Annotated in this window: 16 protein-coding genes and 1 pseudogene; 14 read left to right on the forward strand and 3 right to left on the reverse strand. The window is 71.5% G+C overall.

What is annotated here, in order from left to right:
• The first annotated feature begins 99 nt into the window (after window positions 1-99).
• The 8 genes from ACZ67T_RS02230 (at window position 100) to ACZ67T_RS02265 (ending at window position 10,498) form a co-directional block, all read left to right on the forward strand.
• Window positions 100-1,461: a hypothetical protein gene (locus tag ACZ67T_RS02230; RefSeq protein ID WP_469981367.1), complete on the forward strand. Its 1,362-nt coding sequence runs from the start codon at window positions 100-102 to the stop codon at window positions 1,459-1,461.
• A gap of 175 nt (window positions 1,462-1,636) precedes the next feature.
• On the forward strand, window positions 1,637-2,479 hold the full coding sequence (locus tag ACZ67T_RS02235) for a nitrilase-related carbon-nitrogen hydrolase (RefSeq protein ID WP_469981080.1): 843 nt from the start codon (window positions 1,637-1,639) through the stop codon (window positions 2,477-2,479).
• 47 nt (window positions 2,480-2,526) lie between these two features.
• Window positions 2,527-3,810 carry an aspartate aminotransferase family protein gene (locus tag ACZ67T_RS02240; RefSeq protein WP_469981368.1) on the forward strand — a complete coding sequence of 428 codons (1,284 nt, stop codon included), beginning with the start codon at window positions 2,527-2,529 and terminating at the stop codon, window positions 3,808-3,810.
• Between the two features lie 60 nt (window positions 3,811-3,870).
• The gene (locus ACZ67T_RS02245; protein WP_469981081.1) at window positions 3,871-5,415 is read left to right on the forward strand and encodes a PucR family transcriptional regulator; all 1,545 of its coding nucleotides are present in this window, start codon (window positions 3,871-3,873) and stop codon (window positions 5,413-5,415) included.
• 102 nt (window positions 5,416-5,517) lie between these two features.
• Window positions 5,518-6,360: a nitrilase-related carbon-nitrogen hydrolase gene (locus tag ACZ67T_RS02250; protein WP_100591491.1), complete on the forward strand. Its 843-nt coding sequence runs from the start codon at window positions 5,518-5,520 to the stop codon at window positions 6,358-6,360.
• 24 nt (window positions 6,361-6,384) lie between these two features.
• The gene (gene hydA / locus ACZ67T_RS02255) at window positions 6,385-7,791 is read left to right on the forward strand and encodes a dihydropyrimidinase (protein ID WP_469981082.1); all 1,407 of its coding nucleotides are present in this window, start codon (window positions 6,385-6,387) and stop codon (window positions 7,789-7,791) included.
• A 16-nt stretch (window positions 7,792-7,807) separates the two neighbouring features.
• Entirely contained in the window at window positions 7,808-8,827 is a 1,020-nt protein-coding gene (locus tag ACZ67T_RS02260) for a TIGR03842 family LLM class F420-dependent oxidoreductase (protein ID WP_469981083.1), read from the forward strand.
• 150 nt (window positions 8,828-8,977) lie between these two features.
• Complete coding sequence (locus ACZ67T_RS02265; RefSeq protein ID WP_469981084.1) at window positions 8,978-10,498, forward strand: NCS1 family nucleobase:cation symporter-1; 1,521 nt, start codon at window positions 8,978-8,980, stop codon at window positions 10,496-10,498.
• Here the strand turns inward: ACZ67T_RS02265 and ACZ67T_RS02270 are convergent.
• The 3 genes and pseudogenes from ACZ67T_RS02270 to ACZ67T_RS02280 all read right to left on the reverse strand — a co-directional run bounded on the left by ACZ67T_RS02270 (window position 10,495) and on the right by ACZ67T_RS02280 (window position 12,360).
• Window positions 10,495-11,154, reverse strand: coding sequence for a hypothetical protein (locus ACZ67T_RS02270; protein WP_469981085.1), 660 nt, complete (start codon window positions 11,152-11,154; stop codon window positions 10,495-10,497). The two genes, ACZ67T_RS02265 and ACZ67T_RS02270, sit on opposite strands and share 4 nt — an antisense overlap.
• A gap of 113 nt (window positions 11,155-11,267) precedes the next feature.
• Window positions 11,268-11,478: pseudogene (locus ACZ67T_RS02275) on the reverse strand (carboxymuconolactone decarboxylase family protein); the annotation flags it as partial.
• A 21-nt stretch (window positions 11,479-11,499) separates the two neighbouring features.
• Window positions 11,500-12,360: an AraC family transcriptional regulator gene (locus ACZ67T_RS02280; protein WP_469981086.1), complete on the reverse strand. Its 861-nt coding sequence runs from the start codon at window positions 12,358-12,360 to the stop codon at window positions 11,500-11,502.
• A 284-nt stretch (window positions 12,361-12,644) separates the two neighbouring features.
• Between ACZ67T_RS02280 and ACZ67T_RS02285 the strand changes: the two genes are divergently transcribed.
• The 6 genes from ACZ67T_RS02285 to ACZ67T_RS02310 are packed head-to-tail and all read left to right on the forward strand — an operon-like array spanning window position 12,645 to window position 20,108.
• Entirely contained in the window at window positions 12,645-14,294 is a 1,650-nt protein-coding gene (locus tag ACZ67T_RS02285) for an ABC transporter substrate-binding protein (RefSeq protein ID WP_469981087.1), read from the forward strand.
• 56 nt (window positions 14,295-14,350) lie between these two features.
• Window positions 14,351-15,304: an ABC transporter permease gene (locus ACZ67T_RS02290; RefSeq protein WP_469981369.1), complete on the forward strand. Its 954-nt coding sequence runs from the start codon at window positions 14,351-14,353 to the stop codon at window positions 15,302-15,304.
• Between the two features lie 14 nt (window positions 15,305-15,318).
• The gene (locus ACZ67T_RS02295) at window positions 15,319-16,179 is read left to right on the forward strand and encodes an ABC transporter permease (protein WP_469981370.1); all 861 of its coding nucleotides are present in this window, start codon (window positions 15,319-15,321) and stop codon (window positions 16,177-16,179) included.
• Complete coding sequence (locus ACZ67T_RS02300; protein ID WP_469981088.1) at window positions 16,176-17,201, forward strand: ABC transporter ATP-binding protein; 1,026 nt, start codon at window positions 16,176-16,178, stop codon at window positions 17,199-17,201. The genes ACZ67T_RS02295 and ACZ67T_RS02300 overlap by 4 nt, the downstream gene beginning before the upstream one ends.
• Window positions 17,198-18,244, forward strand: a complete 1,047-nt coding sequence (locus ACZ67T_RS02305) for an ABC transporter ATP-binding protein (RefSeq protein WP_469981089.1) — start codon at window positions 17,198-17,200, stop codon at window positions 18,242-18,244. Before ACZ67T_RS02300 ends, ACZ67T_RS02305 begins: the two co-directional genes overlap by 4 nt.
• 19 nt (window positions 18,245-18,263) lie before the next feature.
• Complete coding sequence (locus ACZ67T_RS02310) at window positions 18,264-20,108, forward strand: gamma-glutamyltransferase family protein (protein WP_469981090.1); 1,845 nt, start codon at window positions 18,264-18,266, stop codon at window positions 20,106-20,108.
• Window positions 20,109-20,200: the final 92 nt, after the last annotated feature.

Raw genomic sequence — 20,200 nt, forward strand, 5'->3', positions numbered from 1 at the left:
TCCCGCCCCGGAAAAGCGCCCGTAGCGCCCTCGAAACACGGAGGGTGTTTTCTTCCGAACCGGAAGACTCCACTTTGCGGAGGGATCGGGCGGCGTGTGATGGAAGTGGAACAACTCCCTGACCAGGTCCGGGAGTTCGCGGTGTACCTGCAAAGCCTGCTGGCCCGGCTCGACCAGGACGCCGGCTGGTGCGGCATCTTCTGGCAGCGCGACCCCGACGGGATGCGGGCCTGCCTCACCGGTGCCGAGGTGCCCCCCTGGGATGTCGTGGAAGCCCTGCTCCAGGATCTGGGCGTGGGCGGGGGGTCCCACGAGGCGGCGGACGCGGGAGCAGGGGCGGAGGCCGTACGGGCCCGTGCCTTGCACCGCGCCTCGCTCACCGCCTTCGACGAACGGCCCGGCGGCCGCGACCTGCTCGGTGACCGGCTCGACGTGATGCTCCGCGAGCAGCGGTACGCCGCCGAGCGGCAGGTGGAACTGGCCCAGCTCCTGCACACGGCCGCCACGCGCGAAGAGGCCGACGCGATGCGCCTCGACCTGGCCTGGGCGCGCGACGACCACGAACGCGCGACGGCCCGCTGTACGGAGCTCCGCCGGAGGATGGCGGACCTGGACCGACAGCCACCGCCTCCGCCGCCTTCACCCCTCCTCGTACCGCAGCAGCGCCCGCAGTCGGCACCTCCCGACCTCCGGGGACGATCCAAGCCTCCGAAGGAACGCAAGCGCCGCCCCCGTGGCAGCGCCCGTTTCGCCGGGATGCTCGACGAGGCCGAGGCCCCTGTCGCTGGTGCGACCGAGCCGGCCGCCGACCCCACGCCACCAGCCGCTCAAGGCCCCTTACGGAACTCCGCCGCGGGCCCGCGCGGCGCCCGGTTCGCCGGAGCCACCGAGGGGCGGGAAGCGGCACCGCCCGCCCCGCAGCGCCTGGACGGCGAGGCGCGCGACGCCACCGCCGCCTGCGTCGCCACTCTCCTGCGGCTGCGCGCCGAGGGCCGCGGCGGGGAGGCGCACGGCGTGCTCGTCGAGGCCGCCCACTGGCCCGCCGCCCGATTCCCGCTGCTCGCCGCCGAGTTGGGCCGCGCGGGCCTCGGTGCCGACTGGGCGACCCTGCTCTGGGAGACCGCCTCGCTCCCGGCCGGTCTCCTCGTGGCCGCCGCCGACGCGCTCGCTGCCGCGGGACGCACCGCCGACGCCCAGCAGATCCTGCGCCAGGGGGTGGCCCGACCCGCCACCGAGATCGGCGCCTCCGTGCTCCGCCTCACCGGCGAGGGCCGCCACCGCGAGGCCCGCGCGCTCCTCGACGCCTACGTCCGCGTACGTACCCCCGAAGAGGCCGCCCGCAGCGTGCGCGACGACCCGGGCCGCCTCGTCCCGCTGCTCGTCGAGGCGGCGCGCGGAGTCTCCGACGAGCGGTACTGGGACGTCGTGCACGCGCTCAGAGTCGCCGGATTCCACGCCTAGCCCGGTCGCTTCTCACCCGCACGGGTGCGAAACATGATCGATTCCGCCGGTTAACGGCGATGGTCTTGGCAAGGCCGCCGGTGAGGCTTACGTTCGTCCCTCTACGGCCTGTGTCTACGGGCGTAGAGGCTCTCTGACGTCCCCCCGGCGGGGGCAACAGGCAAAGGAGCGGCACATGGCCCACGTCGTACGCGCCGCGCTGGTCCAGGCGACCTGGACGGGCGACACCGAATCCATGATCGCCAAGCATGAGGAACATGCGCGCGAGGCAGCCCGGCAGGGCGCCCGGATCATCGGCTTCCAGGAGGTCTTCAACGCCCCCTACTTCTGCCAGGTCCAGGAGGCGGAGCACTACCGCTGGGCCGAACCCGTGCCGGACGGGCCGACCGTGACCCGGATGAAGGCGCTGGCCCGCGAGACCGGGATGGTCGTCGTCGTACCGGTCTTCGAGGTCGAGCAGTCCGGGTTCTACTTCAACACCGCGGCCGTGATCGACGCCGACGGCACGTACCTCGGCAAGTACCGCAAGCACCACATCCCGCAGGTGAAGGGGTTCTGGGAGAAGTACTACTTCAAGCCGGGAAACCTGGGCTGGCCGGTCTTCGAGACCGCCGTCGGCCGCGTCGGCGTCTACATCTGCTACGACCGGCACTTCCCCGAGGGCTGGCGCCAGCTCGGCCTCAACGGCGCCCAGCTCGTGTACAACCCGTCCGCCACGAGCCGCGGCCTCTCGGCGTACCTGTGGCAGCTGGAACAGCCCGCCGCGGCCGTCGCCAACGAGTACTTCATCGCCGCGATCAACCGCGTCGGCGTGGAGGAGTACGGCGACAACGACTTCTACGGCACCAGCTACTTCGTCGACCCCCGCGGGCAGACCGTGGGCGACGCCGCGAGCGACAAGGACGAGGAACTCCTCGTGCGGGACCTCGACTTCGGCCTCATCGACGAGGTGCGGCAGCAATGGGCGTTCTACCGGGACCGCCGGCCCGACGCATACGAAGGGCTGGTGCAGCCATGACCACTGTCACTCGTGAAGGAGCCGACGAAGGGACCCGTGCGACCTCGATGACCCCCGACCTCCACGCCCGTCACCGCGCCGTCCTGCCGGACTGGCTCGCCCTGTACTACGACCGCCCCATCGAGATCACCCACGGCGAGGGCCGCCACGTCTGGGACGCAGCCGGGAACAAGTACCTCGACTTCTTCGGCGGCATCCTGACGACGATGACCGCGCACGCCCTGCCGGAGGTGACCAAGGCGGTCAGTGAGCAGGCCGGACGCATCATCCACACCTCGACCCTGTACCTCAACCGGCAGATGGTCGAACTCGCCGAGCGCGTGGCCTCGTTGTCCGGCATCCCGGACGCCCGCGTCTTCTTCACCACCTCCGGCACCGAGGCCAACGACACGGCGCTGCTGCTCGCCACCGCGTACCGCCGCTCGAACCAGATCCTCGCGATGCGCAACAGCTACCACGGCCGTTCCTTCTCCGCCGTCGGCATCACCGGCAACCGCGGCTGGTCCCCGACCAGCCTCTCGCCGCTCCAGACGCTGTACGTCCACGGCGGGGTGCGCAGCCGGGGCCCGTACGCCCAGCTGACCGACGCCCAGTTCATCGAGGCCTGCGTCGACGACCTGCGCGACATCCTCGGCCAGACCCGGGGCGTCGCCGCGCTCATCGCCGAACCCATCCAGGGCGTCGGCGGGTTCACCTCGCCGCCCGACGGCCTGTACGCGGCGTTCCGCGAGGTGCTCCAGGAGCACGGCATCCTGTGGATCGCCGACGAGGTGCAGACCGGCTGGGGCCGCACCGGCGAGCACTTCTGGGGCTGGCAGGCGCACGGGCAGAGCGGTCCCCCCGACATCCTCACCTTCGCCAAGGGCATCGGGAACGGCATGTCCATCGGGGGCGTCGTCGCGCGCGCCGAGATCATGAACTGCCTCGACTCCAACTCCATTTCGACGTTCGGCGGCTCACCGGTGACGATGGCCGCCGGCCTCGCCAACCTCATCTACCTCCTCGAACACGACCTCCAGGGCAACGCCCGCCGCGTCGGCGGGCTTCTCATCCAGCGGCTGCGGGCCATCGGCGCCACCACCGAGTGCGTACGAGAAGTGCGCGGCCGGGGCCTGATGATCGGCATCGAGCTGGTGAAACCCGGCACGGACGAGGCCGACCCGGACGCCGCGTCGCGCGCGATCGAGGCGGCCCGCGAGGGCGGACTCCTCGTCGGCAAGGGAGGCGGGCACAACACCAGCGTGCTGCGCATCGCGCCGCCGATGACCCTCACCGTCGCCGAGGCGGAAGAGGGCGCGGCCATCCTGGAACGGGCCCTGCGCAGCGTCTGACAGCAGCCCGAGGCGGCAGGTCTGCCGGCCCGAGGCAGTGGTGGTGAGGAAGGGGCCCCGATGACCGTCACCGATGCCGAACACGCCCTGTCCGTCAGGCAGATACTCGCCCTGGAGCGGATCGCGGCGGGGGACCCCGAGGTGGTCGCGGGGGCCGGCCACCTCGACCGGCCCGTGCGCTGGGTGCACGTCGCCGAGGCCGCCGACGTCGGGGTGATGCTCAGCGGCGGCGAGATGGTCCTCACCACCGGCGTCCTCCTCGCCGGGAACGCCCACGCCAGGACCGAGTACATCAAGTCCCTGCACCGCGCCGAGGCGGCCGCCGTCGTCCTCGGGCTCGGCCGCGCGTTTCCCGCACCTCCCGAGGACATGCGGCGCGCGGCCGAGCGGTACGGCCTGCCCATGGTCGTCCTGCACCGCCCGTTCCCCTTCGCCGAACTCACGGAGGAGGTCCAGTCCCGGCTCGTCAGAAGGAAGTTCGCCGCGGTCAGCCTCTCCGAGGGCATCCGCACCGCGCTGACCGGACTCATCACGGCCGGCGCCCCGCTCCAGCGGCTCCTCGACGAGATCGCCGCGCACAGCGGCTGCCCCGTCGTCGTCGCCAACCTCGCCCACCGCGTCCTCGCCACCGCCGGCGAGCGGTCCGCCGTGGACGACGTGCTGCGCGACTGGGAACGCATCGCGCGCCGGGCGGGCTGCGCCGACGGCGTCGACTGGTACCGCGCCGACCTGGACGGGCGGGGCGAACGCTGGGGCAGCGTGGTGCTGTGCGGCTACCGGGGCGACGGCCCCACCGGACGGCTCCTCGCCGAACGCGCCGCCGAGGCCCTCGTCCTGCACCGCATGCTCGGCGGCGCCGCCCACACCTGGGAGGAGCAGTCGGCGCAGGGCATCCTCACCGACCTCGTCTCCGGCGTCGTACCGGCCCGCCAGCTCCTGCCCCGGGCCAGGGCCGCCGGGCTCCCCGTCAACCGCCGCACCTTCGTCCCGCTCGTCGTCCGCGACGGCGACCCGACCGAACTCAGCCGCGTACTGCGCCTGTTGGGGCTCTCCGGGCTTGCTGCCGAGCTCGCGGACGGCGCCACCGCCGTCCTGCTCAGCCTCGCCCGCGACCAGGCCGCCGGACCGCTCACCGAGCACTTCGCGGCCCGCCTGCGCGCCGGGGCGGGGGAACAGGCCGTGGTGGCGGCCGCCGAGCCGTGCACCGGCTGGGACGACGTGCCCGCCGGGCTGCGCGAGGCGCTGCACATCGCGCAGGCCGCGGCCGGTACCCCGGACGTCCCGCCCGTCGTGCGCCTGCGCGACGTACGTCTGCGTGGCCTCGTGCGGCTCCTGCGCGACGACCCGCACGTCCAGGCATTCGCCGAACGCGAGCTGGACGGGCTCCTGTACGCCGACGACCCGGGCCTGCTGCCCGTGCTGCGGACCTACCTCGCGACCGGACGCAACAAGTCGCGCACGGCGCAGCTCCACCACATGAGCCGCCCCGCCCTCTACCGCAGGCTGGAGGCCATCGAGTCGCTCCTCGGGCTCGACCTCGACGACTTCGAGCAGGCAGCGTCCGTCCACATCGCCCTCCTCGCCCACGACGCGCAGAGAGGGTGACAGCGTGCAACGCCGTACGGCTCCAGACGTGACACGGTGCAACTCCGGTACGCGGCAGGGACTTCCTAGGCTCACGGCACACCGAGCGACCGGAGGTCCCCGATGAGCACCGTGATCCGCGCCGCGATCTTCCAGACCGCCTGGACGGGCGACAAAGAGTCCATGATCCAGGTCCATGAGCAGGCCGTCCGCGACGCCGCCGCGCAGGGGGCGAAGGTCCTCTGCTTCCAGGAGCTGTTCTACGGCCCGTACTTCTGCCAGGTGCAGGACGCGAAGTTCTACGAGTACGCCGAGGCGATCCCCGACGGCCCCACCGTCCGCCGCTTCCAGGCACTCGCCGCCGAGCACGGCATCGTCCTCGTGCTGCCGATGTACGAGGAGGAGCAGCCCGGCGTCCTCTACAACACGGCCGCCGTGATCGACGCCGACGGCACCTACCTCGGCAAGTACCGCAAGACCCACATCCCCCAAGTGAAGGGATTCTGGGAGAAGTTCTACTTCCGTCCGGGCAACTCCGGCTGGCCCGTCTTCGACACGGCCGTCGGGAAGATCGGCGTCTACATCTGCTACGACCGGCACTTCCCCGAGGGCTGGCGCGCGCTCGGCCTCGAAGGCGCGCAGATCGTCTTCAACCCGTCGGCGACCTCACGCGGCCTGTCCGGCTACCTGTGGCAGCTGGAACAGCCGGCGTCCGCCGTCGCGAACGAGTACTTCGTCGGCGCGATCAACCGCGTCGGCCAGGAGGAGTACGGCGACAACGACTTCTACGGGACGAGCTACTTCGTCGACCCGGAGGGCCAGTTCGTCGGAGAGGTGGCGGGGGACAAGGAGCCCGAACTCGTCGTCCGTGACCTCGACATGGCGAAGCTGCGCGAGGTCCGCGACCGCTGGCAGTTCTACCGCGACCGCGCCCCGGGCGCATACACGCCGCTGACCAACCCGTAGGCAGCCAGACACGGAAGAGGGAGCATGAGCAGCAGCCGTACCGTCATCCGCGGCGGACTCGTCGTCACCGCCGCCGACGAGATCCACGCCGACGTACTCATCGAGGACGGGCGCATCGCCGCCCTCGCCGCGGCCGGCACCGACGCCGCGGAATCCTGGACCGCGGACCGGACGATCGACGCCCGGCAGAAGTACGTCATCCCGGGCGGCGTCGACGCGCACACCCACATGGAGATGCCGTTCGGCGGCACCTTCGCCGCCGACACCTTCGAGACGGGCACCCGGGCCGCGGCCTGGGGCGGCACGACCACCATCGTCGACTTCGCCATCCAGTCCGTCGGGCACACCCTGCGCGAGGGCCTGGACGCCTGGCACGCCAAGGCCGACGGGAACTGCGCGATCGACTACGGCTTCCACATGATCGTCTCCGACGTGCACGACGAGACGCTCAAGGAGATGGACCTGCTCGTCGCCGAAGGGGTCACGTCGTTCAAGCAGTTCATGGCGTACCCCGGAGTCTTCTACTCCGACGACGGGCAGATCCTGCGCGCCATGCAGCGGGCCGGCGACAACGGCGGCCTCATCATGATGCACGCCGAGAACGGCATCGCGATCGACGTCCTCGTGCAGCAGGCCCTGGAACGCGGCGAGACCGACCCGCGCTTCCACGGCGAGGTCAGGAAGGCGCTCCTCGAAGCCGAGGCGACGCACCGCGCCATCAAGCTCGCCCAGGTCGCGGGCGCACCCCTGTACGTGGTGCACGTCTCGGCGCAGGAGGCGCTCGCCGAGATCGCGCGCGCCCGCGACGAGGGCCTGAACGTCTTCGGCGAGACCTGCCCCCAGTACCTCTTCCTGTCCACGGACAACCTCGCCGAGCCGGACTTCGAGGGCGCCAAGTACGTGTGCAGCACGCCCCTGCGGCCCAAGGACCACCAGGCGGCCCTGTGGCGGGGCCTGCGCACGAACGACCTCCAGGTCGTCTCCACCGACCACTGCCCGTTCTGCTTCACCGGGCAGAAGGAGCTGGGCCGCGGCGACTTCTCGAAGATCCCCAACGGTATGCCGGGCGTCGAGAACCGCATGGACCTCCTGCACCAGGCCGTCGTCGACGGGCACATCTCGCGCCGCCGCTGGATCGAGATCGCCTGCGCGACCCCGGCCCGCATGTTCGGTCTCTACCCGAAGAAGGGCACGATCGCGCCCGGCGCCGACGCCGACGTCGTCATCTACGACCCGCACGCCGAACAGGTCGTCTCCGCCGAGACCCACCACATGAACGTCGACTACTCGGCGTACGAGGGCAAGCGGATCACCGGCCGCGTGGAGACCGTGCTCTCCCGCGGCGAACTCGTCATCTCCGAACGGGAGTTCGCGGGACGTGCCGGTCACGGCGTGTACACCGCGCGCTCCGCCTGCCAGTACCTGAACTAGAAACGTGGTGGATCCCATGGACTTCGGACTCGTCCTCCAGACCGACCCCCCGGCCTCCGGCGTCGTCTCCCTCATGCAGCGCGCCGAGCGCGAGGGCTTCACGTACGGGTGGACCTTCGACTCGGCCGTGCTGTGGCAGGAACCCTTCGTCATCTACAGCCGGATCCTGGCCGAGACCTCGCACCTGACCGTCGGTCCGATGGTCACCAACCCGGGCACCCGCACCTGGGAGGTCACCGCCTCCACCTTCGCCACCCTCAACGACATGTACGGCAACCGCACCATCTGCGGCATCGGCCGCGGCGACTCCGCGATGCGCGTCGCCGGACGCAAGCCCAACACGCTCGCCCGGATCAGCGAGGCCATGAAGGTCATCAGGGCGCTCGGCAGCGGCGACGAGGCCGACCTCGGCGGCACGGTGATCCGCTTCCCCTGGGTGCGGGACGGCGCCCGACTGCCGGTCTGGATGGCCGCGTACGGGCCCAAGGCCCTGAAGATGGCCGGCGAGGAGGCCGACGGGTTCATCCTCCAGCTCGCCGACCCGTATCTGACCCAGTACATGATCAAGGCCGTGCGGGACGCGGCCGCCGGCGCGGGCCGCGACCCGTCCGAGGTGAAGATCTGTGTGGCGGCCCCCGCCTACGTCACCGCCGACGACTCGCCCGAGGCCCTCGCCCACGCGCGCGAGGAGTGCCGCTGGTTCGGCGGCATGGTCGGCAACCACGTCGCCGACCTCGTCACCAAGTACGGCGAGCACTCGTCGATGGTCCCCGACGAACTCACCGACTACATCAAGGCCCGACAGGGCTACGACTACGCCCACCACGGCAGGACCGGCAACCCCGACACGGCGTTCGTGCCGGACGAGATCGTCGACCGGTTCTGCGTCATCGGCACCGCACAGGACCACGTCGAGAAGCTGCGCGCCCTGCGGGACCTCGGCGTCGACCAGTTCGCCCTCTACGCCATGCACGACGCGAAGGAGGAGGTGATCGACGCGTACGGGGAGCACATCATCGCGGCGGTGAACGCCTGAGGCGATCCCTCGGACAACGCCTGAGCCCCATCTCGGCGCACCCCGCCACCCCCGTCCTCCCCGCCAGGGTCCCCACCGCCCGCACCCGCACGGCCCGTTCGCACCTCCCCGCTGTCCGAGCCCCCCGGCTCCCGAACGAATGGCCTGCTCATGACCGACACCGCGCCACCCACGCTGCCCGCGGGCGGCGGCATCGACCTCAGCGCCGACGCCTACCCCTCCGACAGCCGCTACGCCAACGACGACCTGCGCCCCGTCCCCCTCGCCGAACGCCGCTGGACCACCTACAACTTCGTGGCCCTGTGGATCGGCATGGCCCACTGCATCCCGTCCTGGACCCTCGCCTCGGGCCTCGTCGCACTCGGCATGGACTGGAAGCAGGCCGTCCTCACCATCGCCCTCGCCAACGTGATCGTGCTCCTGCCGATGCTGCTCACCGGGCACGCCGGACCCAAGTACGGCATACCCTTCCCCGTCCTCGCCCGCGCCTCGTTCGGCCTGCGCGGCGCCAACCTGCCCGCGCTGATCCGGGCGGCGGTGGCCTGCTGCTGGTTCGGCATCCAGACGTGGATCGGCGGGCAGGGCGTGTTCGTCCTGCTGGGGAAGGTCTTCGGCGGCTGGGCCGACGTGTCGAAGGTCGGCGGCTACCCGTGGACCCTGTGGCTCTGCTTCGTCCTCTTCTGGGTCCTCGAACTCGCCGTCATCTACCGGGGCATGGACACCCTGCGCCGCTTCGAGAACTGGGCGGCGCCGTTCGTCCTCGTCGGCGCCGTCGTCCTGCTCGTGTGGATCGCGAACAAGGCGGGCGGCTTCGGCACGCTCCTCGACGAGCCGTCCAAGGTCGGCTGGGGATCCGACTTCTGGAAGATCTTCTTCCCCGGACTCATGGGCATGATCGGCTTCTGGAGCACACTCAGCCTCAACATCCCGGACTTCACCCGATTCGGCAGAGGACAGCGCGCCCAGGTCTGGGGCCAGACCCTCGGCCTGCCCACGACCATGACCCTCTTCGCCCTGATGTCCGTCCTGGTCACCTCCGGGTCCGAGAAGGTCTACGGCGCCGCGATCTGGGACCCGGTCGCGCTCGCCGGCAAGACCGACAACGTCTTCGGGCTGCTGTTCGCACTCATCACGGTCTTCGTCGCCACCATCTCCGTGAACATCGCGGCGAACGTCGTGTCACCCGCGTACGACCTCGCGAACCTCGCGCCCAAGCTCATCAACTTCCGCACCGGCGCCCTGATCACGGGTGTCATCGGCGTCCTCGTCATGCCGTGGAAGCTGACCTCCACGCCCGAGCTGTACATCTTCACCTGGCTCGGCGTCGTCGGCGGACTGCTCGGCACCGTCGCCGGCATCCTGATCGCCGACTACTGGATCATCCGCCGCACGGTGCTCCACCTCGCCGACCTGTACCTGCCGAACGGCCGCTACTGGTACGCGGGCGGCTGGAACTGGAACGCGGTGGTCGCCTTCGCCGTGGGCGGTGTCCTCGCCGTCGGCGGCTCGTACTCGACGGTCGACGCGCAGGGCTCCAAGCAGGGACCGTTCCCGGTGGACGGCCTCATCCCGTTCCTCAAGCCACTCGCGGACTACGGCTGGGCGGTCGGGCTCGCGTCCTCGCTGATCCTCTACGTCGCCCTGACCAAGGCGCGCGGGGTCCGGATCTAACCGGTCGGGCTCGTCCTGCCGGTCAGCTTCGCCACCGCGTCCCCGGCCGCCTTCAAGGCGCCTTTGTAGATGCCGTCCGCCGGGGGCGCGCCGTGGGACTCGAAGTCGCTGCCGTTGTACGTGACGGTCACCAGGGCGTTGCCCGCCCTGACCGTCACCACCGCCTCCCGGGTGTTCTGCTTGTCGTGCGAGGTGAGGGCGACGGCGATCCGGGCCTCGTCACCGAGGCCGGGCGCCGAGTCGCCCTTGCCGCGCGCGGCGAAGGCGGTGTTCGCCGCGGCGGCCGACTCCTTGATCTCGAAGGAGACGTCGAGCCAGCGGTAGTCGTAGTCCTTCAGCGCGCTCCACGAGCAGCCGCGGCGCAGCGTCCGGTCGGCGGCGGCGAGTTCCTTGCCCGCCGGGTCGGCCTTCGGCACCAGGTCCGCGACCGTGTTCGCCGTGACGGCGGAGCACGGCTCGGGCGGCTTGTCGTAGGCGCGGCTCGTCGCGGACGCCGCCGACTGCGCGGCACGCTTCGGCGAGGCCTGCGGGGCAGCGGCGGGCTGCTCGGACGAGTCCGCCATCGGGCCCGAGGTCCAGGCCCAGCCGGCGCATGCGAGCACCACGACCGGCAGGACCCGCACGGTCAGCGCGAGGGGGAGAGGGAGAGAACGCACGGCGTACGCCCCTTGTGCGAGGGGGAGGGGACGCCAGTGTCACACGAGTTGCCCCGGGACGACACCGCCCCCTTGCCCCTCATGCGCCCCACGCGCAGCTCAGTGCGTCCGCATCACCGGGCCTTCACCCCAAAGAGGCCTCCGCGTACGCGGTCAGGGCCTCCCCATGAGGGCGGGCAGAGGCAGTACGCGATCAGATGGACCAGGCAGTGATCGGTGAACGGCGGCTTCAGCCAGGCCGCCACGTCCTCGTCCGTGATCCGGTACGGGGCGACGGCGGGGCACCGCGAGGCGCGCCCCGGGCCGCCGGTCGCGGTCGGGCAGCTCGTCCCGGGCGAGCTCGCGTCACTCGCGTTCGACCGGGATCCACAGCTGCGCGTCCGCCTGCGCCGCGTCGGACGACAGGTGGGTGCTGAGGATCTCTGGGCCCGGCCTGCTCCGGTACGGGTTGGACGGGAACCACTGGGTGAACACGTCACGCCACAGGTGCTGAAGCGTCTGCGGGAACGGGCCCGAGCTGTCGAAGACGGCCCACGCGCCCGCCGGGACGGTGAGAGTGTCCAGGTCGTGCGGTCCGGCGGCGGACGCCACCACCGCGTGGTAGTAGTCGAGCTCCGTCCCCTCCGCGCGGCTCGGGTCGAGGTCGTCGCTCACCGACACGATCCCCTGGGGCTCCTGGTCGGAGAGCGCGTGGATCCGCCGCACGGTCTCCTTGTCGATGCTTCTGATGAAGTCGGCGATCGCCGGATTCATGCCCTCGTGGACGAGGGGGACCCGTGCCTTCTTGCCGACGATGTAGAACTCGGGTTTCTCCATCACCCGGTACCGCATGGTGCTGCTCCCTTCGACGATGAGCCGGAAGGACATCCGGGGCTGGGACCGCAGGGCCGCACCGGTCCGCCTGGCCTCGCCGGGGCCCACGCCGTGCAGGCCCCGGAAGGCCCGCGCGAACGCCTCGCCCGAGCCGTAGCCGTAGCGCACCGCGATCTCGAGGAGCGTCGGCTCCCCGGCGAGCACCTCCGCGCCCGCGACGGTCAGCCGCCTGCGCCGGATGTACTCGGAGAGCGGCAGTCCGGCGAGCGCGGAGAACATCCGCCGGAAGTGGTACTCCGACGTCGCCGCGATCCGGGCCAGATCGGCGATGTCGATCCGCCGGTCGAGGTGGCGCTCGATGTGGTCCATGGCCTCGTTGAGCCGGTCAAGCACCCCGGGCTCCTTCCTGTTGACCTCGCTCACGCTAGGGAGGACCCATGGTCGCCGACCCGACATCCTGTGCCCGTTCCGGTCGGACGTGGCCGCTCCTGTCGCACGTGGCCGTTCCGGCCGGAGGTGCCCGTTCCGGCCGCTTGGAGGCGTGTGACCTCTTTGTCGGGGCCGGTTATTCAATCTTCATCAAATGAAGTCCGCCATACGGACAACCCTCTTGCCTGTGGACTGTATGCGAAATACGTTCTGCGGTATTCCTTGATCACACACGGATCGTCCACAGGATGTCCAGCACACTCGTCCCCTGGCGGAGGTATCTCCTCGTGCGCCGAACAGCGGTTGCCGTAGCGGCAGTTGCCCTGGTGTTGTCCACAACGGCGGGCTGCGGCTCCCTCCAGTCCTCGGCCACCGAGGTCGGCGGGGAGCGCATGACCGACGACCGGCCCGTACGGGACGGCGGCACGCTCACCGTCGCCCTCAACGCGGACCCGGACAAACTCGACCCCTCGCTCGCCCAGACCCTCGTAGGCCGCACGGTCTTCGCGGGGATGTGCGAGAAGCTCTACGACGTCGACGAGGCGGGCAAGGTCGTCCCGCAGCTCGCCACCGCGCTGCCGAAGACCTCGCCGGACGGCCGCACCGTCACCTTCTCCGTCCGCAAGGGCCTGAAGTTCAGCGACGGCACCTCCCTCGACGCGGCCGCCGTCGTCACCTCGCTGCTGCGCCACCGGGACCTGCCGGGATCGGCGCGCGCCACCGAACTCGCCCCCCTCAAGGCGGCCGAGGCCACCGGCCCGTACTCCGTGAAGCTCACCCTCAAGCAGGCCTACGTCCCGCTGACCGCCGTGCTCGCCGACCGCTCCGGCATGGTGATGTCCCCGGCCGCGCTCAAGAAGTACGGCAAGAACTTCACCAACCACCCTTCCTGCGTCGGCCCGTTCAAGTTCGTCGAGCGCGTCGGCGGCGACCGCATCGTGCTCGCCAAGGACCCGAACTACTACGACGCGCGCGACGTCCACCTCGACAAGGTGGTCTACAAGCCGATCCCGGACGGCAGCGTCCGCCTCGCCAACCTGCGCTCGGGAGACGTGCAGGTCGGCGACCAGATGGCCCCGGTCGACGTGAAGAGCGCGCTCACCGAGCCCAAGCTCCAGCTGTTCAACTCGCCCTCGCTCGGCTACCAGGGCATCGGGCTCAACGTCGGCAACGTCAAGGGCCTCGGCCACGAGCCCGGCAAGATCGACACCCCCCTCGCCCGCGACGTGCGCGTGCGGGAGGCCTTCGAGCTGTCGATCGACCGCGACCTGATCAACAAGGTCGTCTTCCAGGGCATGTACGAGCCCGCCTGCGGGCCCGTCTCACCCGAATCCGCCATCGCACCCGGCGTCGCCGCCTCCGCCTGCCCCAAGCGCGATGTCGCCAAGGCGAAGCGGCTGCTCAAGGCCGCGGGCGTGAAGACCCCGCTCAAGATCGAACTCAAGACCTCCACCACTCCGGAGAACAGCCGTCTCGGCCAGGTCGTCCAGGCCATGGCCAAGGAGGCCGGCTTCGCCGTCTCCCTGCGCCCCACCGAGTACGCGACGATGCTCGAGGAGACCGACTCCGGTCACTACGACGCCTTCACCAGCGGCTGGTCGGGGCGCCTCGACCCCGACGGCAACATCGCCAGCTTCCTGCAGACGAAGGGTGCCATGAACGCCTACGGCTTCTCGGACGACGAGACCGACGCCCTCATCGAGCGCGGCCGCACCGAGGCCGACCCCGCCGAACGCGCCAAGATCTACGGCGAACTGACGCGCCGCGCGAACGACGCCCACGCGCTCGTCTACCTCTACCGCCAGAAGAACTACGTCGTCGCAGGGAAGGACGTCGCGGGCGTCCGGGTCTACGGCGACGGGCTCGTCCGCGTGAAGGATGCGGGGTACACCAAGTGACGACCAGTGAAGCAGTCCTGCCGAAGGCGCGGCCCGGCCTCTTCGCAGGGCACCCCATGGCCGCGTACGTGCTGACCCGTGTACGCCAGTCCGTCATCACCCTCTTCCTCGTATCGGTCGTCGTCTTCGCGGGCATCCGCGCCCTGCCCGGCGACCCGGCCCTCGCGCTCGCGGGCGAGGAGCGCAGCCCCGCCGCGCTCGCCGCGATCCGCGCCGAGTACGGGCTCGACGACAACATCGTCATCCAGTACGGCCGGTTCATCGGGCACGCGCTCACCGGAGACCTCGGCACCTCGTCACGTACCGGTCTGCCGGTCTCCGACGCCATCGGCCAGGCCCTGCCCGTCACCCTCGAACTCGCCGCGCTCTCCCTCCTGTTGGCGGTCGTGCTGGGCATCGGCGCGGGCATCGTCGCCGCCGTCCGCCGCGGCAGGCCCGCCGAGTGGATCGCCAACGGCCTCGCCCTGCTCGGCCTCTCGGTCCCCACGTTCTGGCTCGGCATGGTCCTGGTCCTCGTCTTCGCCATCGCCGTCCCGGTCTTCGCGGCCTCCGGTTTCGTCCCCTTCGGCACCGACCCGCTCGACAACCTGCGCCGCATGGTGCTGCCCGCGATCGTCCTCGGCTCCGGGCTCGCCGCCGTCGTCATGCGGCAGACCAGGGCCGCGATGCTCGACTCGCTCTCCGCCGACTACGTGCGCACCGCCCGCGCCAAGGGACTGACGCGCCGCGAGGTCATCGGCGGCCACGCGCTGAGGAACTCCCTGGTCACCGTGGTGACCGTGCTCGGACTCCAGCTCGGCCACCTCATCTCGGGGGCCGTCGTCACCGAGCAGATCTTCGTCCTGCCCGGCTTCGGCAAGCTCACGATCGACGCCGTCTTCACCCGCGACTACGCGACCCTCCAGGGCGTGGTGCTGTGCACCTCCGCCGCCTACATCCTCATCAACCTGCTGGTCGACGTCGCGTACTCGGTCATCGACCCGCGCATCCGGCTCGGAGGCGCCAAGTGACCACGGCCCTTTCCCTGACAGCTGTCCGTTCGCGTGCCGCGGGCAGCGCCAAGCTGCGCACCCTGCGCAAGAACCGGCTCGCGATGACCGGCGGTGTCATCGCCGGCGTCTTCGTCCTGGCCGCGCTGTTCGCGCCGCTGATCGCCCCGTACGACCCGGCGCAGCCCGACTTCGGCAACGTGCTCGCCGCGCCGGACTGGTCGCACTGGCTCGGCACCGACGACCTCGGACGCGACCAGCTCTCCCGCGTCGTCTTCGGCGCCCGCGCCTCCATGCAGGTCGGCGTCCTCGCCGTGATCCTCGCGTTCGTCGTCGGCGTCCCCCTCGGGCTGCTCGCCGGGTACTACGGCAAGGTCGCCGACAGCGTCGTGTCCCGGGTGACCGACACCATGCTGGCGTTCCCGTTCCTGGTCCTCGCCGTCGGTCTCGCCGCCGTCCTCGGCCCGTCCCTCACCAACGCGACCATCGCGATCGGCATCTCGCAGATCCCGGCCGTCATCCGCATCACCCGTGCGGAGACCCTGCGGCTCAAGCACGTCGACTACGTCGTCGCCGCCGTCGCCAACGGGGGAGGGGACGCCACCGTCCTGTTCCGCCACATCCTCCCCAACGCGACCTCGGCGCTCGTCGTCCAGGCCACCGTCGGCATCCCCGCCGCGATCATCGGCGAGGCCCTGCTCAGCTTCCTCGGCCTCGGCGTCCAGCCGCCCGAGCCGTCCCTCGGCGTGATGCTCTCGTCCGCCCAGTCCTTCCTCGCGCCCGCGCCCTGGATGGCGGTGTTCCCCGGCCTCGCCGTCGTCGCCGCGACGCTGGCGTTCAACCTGCTCGGCGACGGCCTGCGCGACGTCCTCGACCCCCGTGGAGCGACCCGATGAGCCCCGACCCCGTGCTGAGCGTCCGCGACCTCTCGGTGTCCTTCCGTTCGGACTCCCGCACCGTCCACGCCGTCGACCACGTCTCGTACGACCTGGCGGCCGGCGAAGTCCTCGCCGTGGTGGGCGAGTCGGGCTGCGGCAAGTCCGTCACCTCCATGGCCGTCATGGGCCTGCTCCCGCCGACCGCGCACATCACCGGGTCGATCAGGCTCGGCGGCCGTGAGCTCGCGGGCGGCGACGACAAGGCGTACGGGAAGATCCGCGGCAAGGACATCGCGATGATCTTCCAGGAGCCGATGACGTCGCTGAACCCGGTGCTCACCGTCGGCCGGCAGATCGGTGAGGTGCTCCGCCGCCACCAGGGGCTGAGCAAGAAGGAGGCACGCGCGCGTGCCGTCGAGCTTCTCGACCTCGTCGGTATCCCCGCCCCGGCCCAGCGCGTCGACGAGTACCCGCACCAGCTCTCCGGCGGCATGCGCCAGCGCGTGATGATCGCCATCGCGGTCGCCTGCGACCCGGCCGTCCTCATCGCCGACGAACCGACGACCGCCCTCGACGTCACCGTGCAGGCGGGCATCCTGGAGGTCCTCCAGTCGCTGCGCGAGCGCCTCGGCACGGCGATCGTCCTCATCACGCACGACCTCGGCGTCGTCGCCGACATCGCCGACCGCGTCCTCGTCATGTACGCGGGCAGGCCCGTCGAACAGGCCCCCGTGGACGAGCTGTTCGCGGCGCCCAGCCACCCGTACACCCGCGGACTCCTCTCGGCGGTCCTGCGGCCCGGCGCCTCGGCCGCCCCGGCCGAGGGCGGCAAACGGCGCCTGCCCGAGATCCCCGGCCTCGTGCCGAGCCTCGACTCCCAGCCCGACGCCTGCACCTTCGCCCCGCGCTGCGCCCGCGCCGACGAGCGGTGCACGACGGCACGGCCCGGCTTCGAAGCCGTCACCCCGGACGCCGCAGCCGACGCCCCGCACCTGACCGCCTGCTGGCACCCGCACACCCTCCAGGAGGCCGCACAGTGAGCACCCCGGTCCTGCAACTCGATTCCCTGGAGCGGCACTTCACCGCCTCCGGCGGCACCGTACGCGCCGCCGACGGCGTCTCCCTGACCGTCGGGCGCGGCGAGGTCGTGGGCCTCGTCGGTGAGTCGGGCAGTGGCAAGTCCACCGTCGGCCGCTGCGCCGTACGCCTCGACGAGCCCACCGGCGGCACCGTACACATCAACGGCACCGACGTGACGACCCTGTCCCGGCGCGCCCTGCGCCCCCTGCGCAAGGACTTCCACCTCGTCTTCCAGGACCCCTCGTCGTCTCTGGACCCGCGCATGACCGTCGGGCAGATCGTCGCCGAGCCGCTGCGGCTGCACGGCATCGCGAAGGGCGAGGCGGCACGCGCGCGCGTGGCGGAACTCCTCGCCCAGGTCGGCCTGCGCCCCGAGCACGCCGACCGGCACCCGCACGAGCTGTCCGGCGGTCAGCGCCAGCGCATCTCCATCGCCCGCGCCCTGTCGGTCGACCCCGCGCTCCTCGTCGCCGACGAGCCGACCTCCGCCCTCGACGTGTCCGTGCAGGCCTCCGTGCTCAACCTGCTCGCCGACCTCCAGCGCGACCGCGGCTTCGGCTGCCTGTTCATCACCCACGACCTCGCCGCCGTCGAGTACCTCGCCGACCGGATCGCGGTCATGTACCTGGGCCAGATCGTCGAACAGGCCCCCACCGCCGAGCTGTTCGCCGACCCCAAGCACCCCTACACCCAGGCCCTCCTGTCCGCGGGGCCCGTGCCCGACCCGGTCACCCAGCGCACCCGCGAACGCATCGTCCTCAGCGGCGAACTGCCCAGCCCGCTGGCGCCGCCGCCCGGCTGCCGCTTCCACACGCGCTGTCCGCTCGCCGTCGAGCGCTGCCGCACCGAGATCCCGGCGCTGCGCACCCTGGACGGCGGCCGCGAGGTGTCCTGCCACCTCGTGGCCGACGACGGGACCGCCCCCGACGCCGCGGCACCCCGTCCCGCGGACGCCGACGCGTCACTTCGTACGATCCCTCACAGCCGCCCCGCATCCGCCTGACGTCCGAGGAGCACCACCCTTGTTCACCACCCGGCCGACCCTGCAAGGCACCTTCGGCATGGTCTCGTCCACCCACTGGCTCGCCTCCCAGTCGGCCATGGCCGTCCTGGAGAGCGGCGGCAACGCCTACGACGCCGCCGTCGCCGCGGGCTTCGTCCTGCACGTCGTCGAACCGCACCTGAACGGCCCCGCCGGCGAGGTCCCGATCATCCTCGCCCCCGCCGGCGGGGACGTCAGCGTCCTGTGCGGGCAGGGCGTCGCGCCCGCCGGGGCCACCGTCGCCCACTACCGCTCCCTCGGCCTGGACCTCGTCCCCGGCACCGGCCCCCTGGCCGCCGCCGTGCCCGGCGCCTTCGACGCCTGGATGCTCCTCCTGAAGGACCACGGCACCAAGTCCCTGGCCGAGGTGCTGAGTTACGCGATCGGGTACGCGGAGGACGGGCACGCGCCCGTGGAGCGCGTCGGCGAGACCGTCGAGACCGTGCGCGCCCTCTTCGAGAACGAGTGGCCCTCCTCGGCCGAGGTCTATCTCAAGGACGGCGCCTCCCCGAAGCCCGGCGAGCTCTTCCGCAACCCGCAGCTCGCCGCGACGTGGCGGCGCGTCATCGAGGAGGCCGAGGAGATCGCGGGCGACGCCGCCGACAAGCGTGTCGCCGAGATCGAGGCCGCCCGCGCGATCTGGCGCGAGGGCTTCATCGCCGAGGCCCTCGTGCGACAGGCCGGCCGGCCCACCATGGACACCAGCGGCACCCACCACACCGGCACGCTCACCGCCGCCGACCTGGCCGGCTGGTCCGCGACCTACGAGGCGCCGGCCACGTACGACTGGAACGGCTGGACCCTGTGCAAGGCCGGCGGCTGGAGCCAGGGCCCCGCCTTCCTCCAGCAGCTCGCCCTCCTCCCCGAGGAGCTGCCCGCCTACGGCTCCGCCGAGTACGTCCACCTGCTCATCGAGGGCTGCAAGCTCGCCATGGCCGACCGAGAGGCCTGGTACGGAGACGCCGGCCCTGAGGACGTGCCCGTCGCCGAGCTCCTGTCCGACGAGTACAACGCCGCGCGCCGCGCCCTCATCGGCGACAAGGCGTCCCACGAGCTGCGGCCGGGCAGCCCGCGCGGCACCGAGCCCCGCATCTCCGCGCACGCGCACGCCGTGGCGGCGGGGGAGGACGGGTTCGACGCCATGGGGATAGCGGGCGCCGGAGCCGGTGAGCCCACCGTCGCCAAGAGCGGTGACCAGGAGGTCGCGGCGGACGGCGCGACCCGCGGCGACACCTGCCACCTCGACATCGTCGACCGCTGGGGCAACATGGTCGCCGCGACGCCGTCCGGCGGCTGGCTCCAGTCGAACCCCGTCGTGCCCGAGCTCGGCTTCCCGCTCGGCACCCGCCTCCAGATGGCCTGGCTGGACGAGGACCTGCCGAACTCGCTCGCGCCGGGACGCCGTCCCCGTACGACGCTGACGCCCTCGCTCGCCCTGAAGGACGGGGTGCCGGTCCTGGCGTTCGGCACGCCCGGGGGCGATCAGCAGGACCAGTGGCAGGTGCACTTCTTCCTGGCCGTCGCCCTGCGCGCGGCCGTGCGCGGCGGGCTCGACCTCCAGGGCGCCGTCGACGCCCCGAACTGGCACAACGACTCCTTCCCCGGATCCTTCTTCCCGCGCGGCATGCGGCCCGGCAGCGTCACCGTCGAGTCCCGCATCGGCGAGGACGTCATCGAGGAGCTGCGCCGCCGCGGCCACGACGTGACGGTCGGCGAGCCCTGGTCGGAGGGCCGTCTGTGCGCGGTCGCCCGTGACCCGGAGACCGGCGTCCTGTCGGCCGCGGCCAACCCGCGCGGGATGCAGGGGTACGCCGTCGGCCGCTGACGGCAGGCGGTGCACGGATCGGTGCACCAGGGGTGGGGTTCCGCGGTGTTCAACGGGATTCCACCCCTCGTACACCCGGCGGGTACGGGTTG

The sequence above is a fragment of the Streptomyces sp. NPDC107517 genome, from assembly GCF_055582645.1.

Coding starts and splice junctions, on each gene's coding strand:
- ACZ67T_RS02240 (WP_469981368.1), top strand. CDS start 2,527: ATGACCCCCGACCTCCACGCCCGTCACCGCGCCGTCCTGCCGGACTGG.
- hydA (WP_469981082.1), top strand. CDS start 6,385: ATGAGCAGCAGCCGTACCGTCATCCGCGGCGGACTCGTCGTCACCGCC.
- ACZ67T_RS02300 (WP_469981088.1), top strand. CDS start 16,176: ATGAGCCCCGACCCCGTGCTGAGCGTCCGCGACCTCTCGGTGTCCTTC.
- ACZ67T_RS02235 (WP_469981080.1), top strand. CDS start 1,637: ATGGCCCACGTCGTACGCGCCGCGCTGGTCCAGGCGACCTGGACGGGC.
- ACZ67T_RS02290 (WP_469981369.1), top strand. CDS start 14,351: ATGGCCGCGTACGTGCTGACCCGTGTACGCCAGTCCGTCATCACCCTC.
- ACZ67T_RS02245 (WP_469981081.1), top strand. CDS start 3,871: ATGACCGTCACCGATGCCGAACACGCCCTGTCCGTCAGGCAGATACTC.
- ACZ67T_RS02260 (WP_469981083.1), top strand. CDS start 7,808: ATGGACTTCGGACTCGTCCTCCAGACCGACCCCCCGGCCTCCGGCGTC.
- ACZ67T_RS02230 (WP_469981367.1), top strand. CDS start 100: ATGGAAGTGGAACAACTCCCTGACCAGGTCCGGGAGTTCGCGGTGTAC.
- ACZ67T_RS02285 (WP_469981087.1), top strand. CDS start 12,645: ATGTCCAGCACACTCGTCCCCTGGCGGAGGTATCTCCTCGTGCGCCGA.
- ACZ67T_RS02265 (WP_469981084.1), top strand. CDS start 8,978: ATGACCGACACCGCGCCACCCACGCTGCCCGCGGGCGGCGGCATCGAC.
- ACZ67T_RS02250 (WP_100591491.1), top strand. CDS start 5,518: ATGAGCACCGTGATCCGCGCCGCGATCTTCCAGACCGCCTGGACGGGC.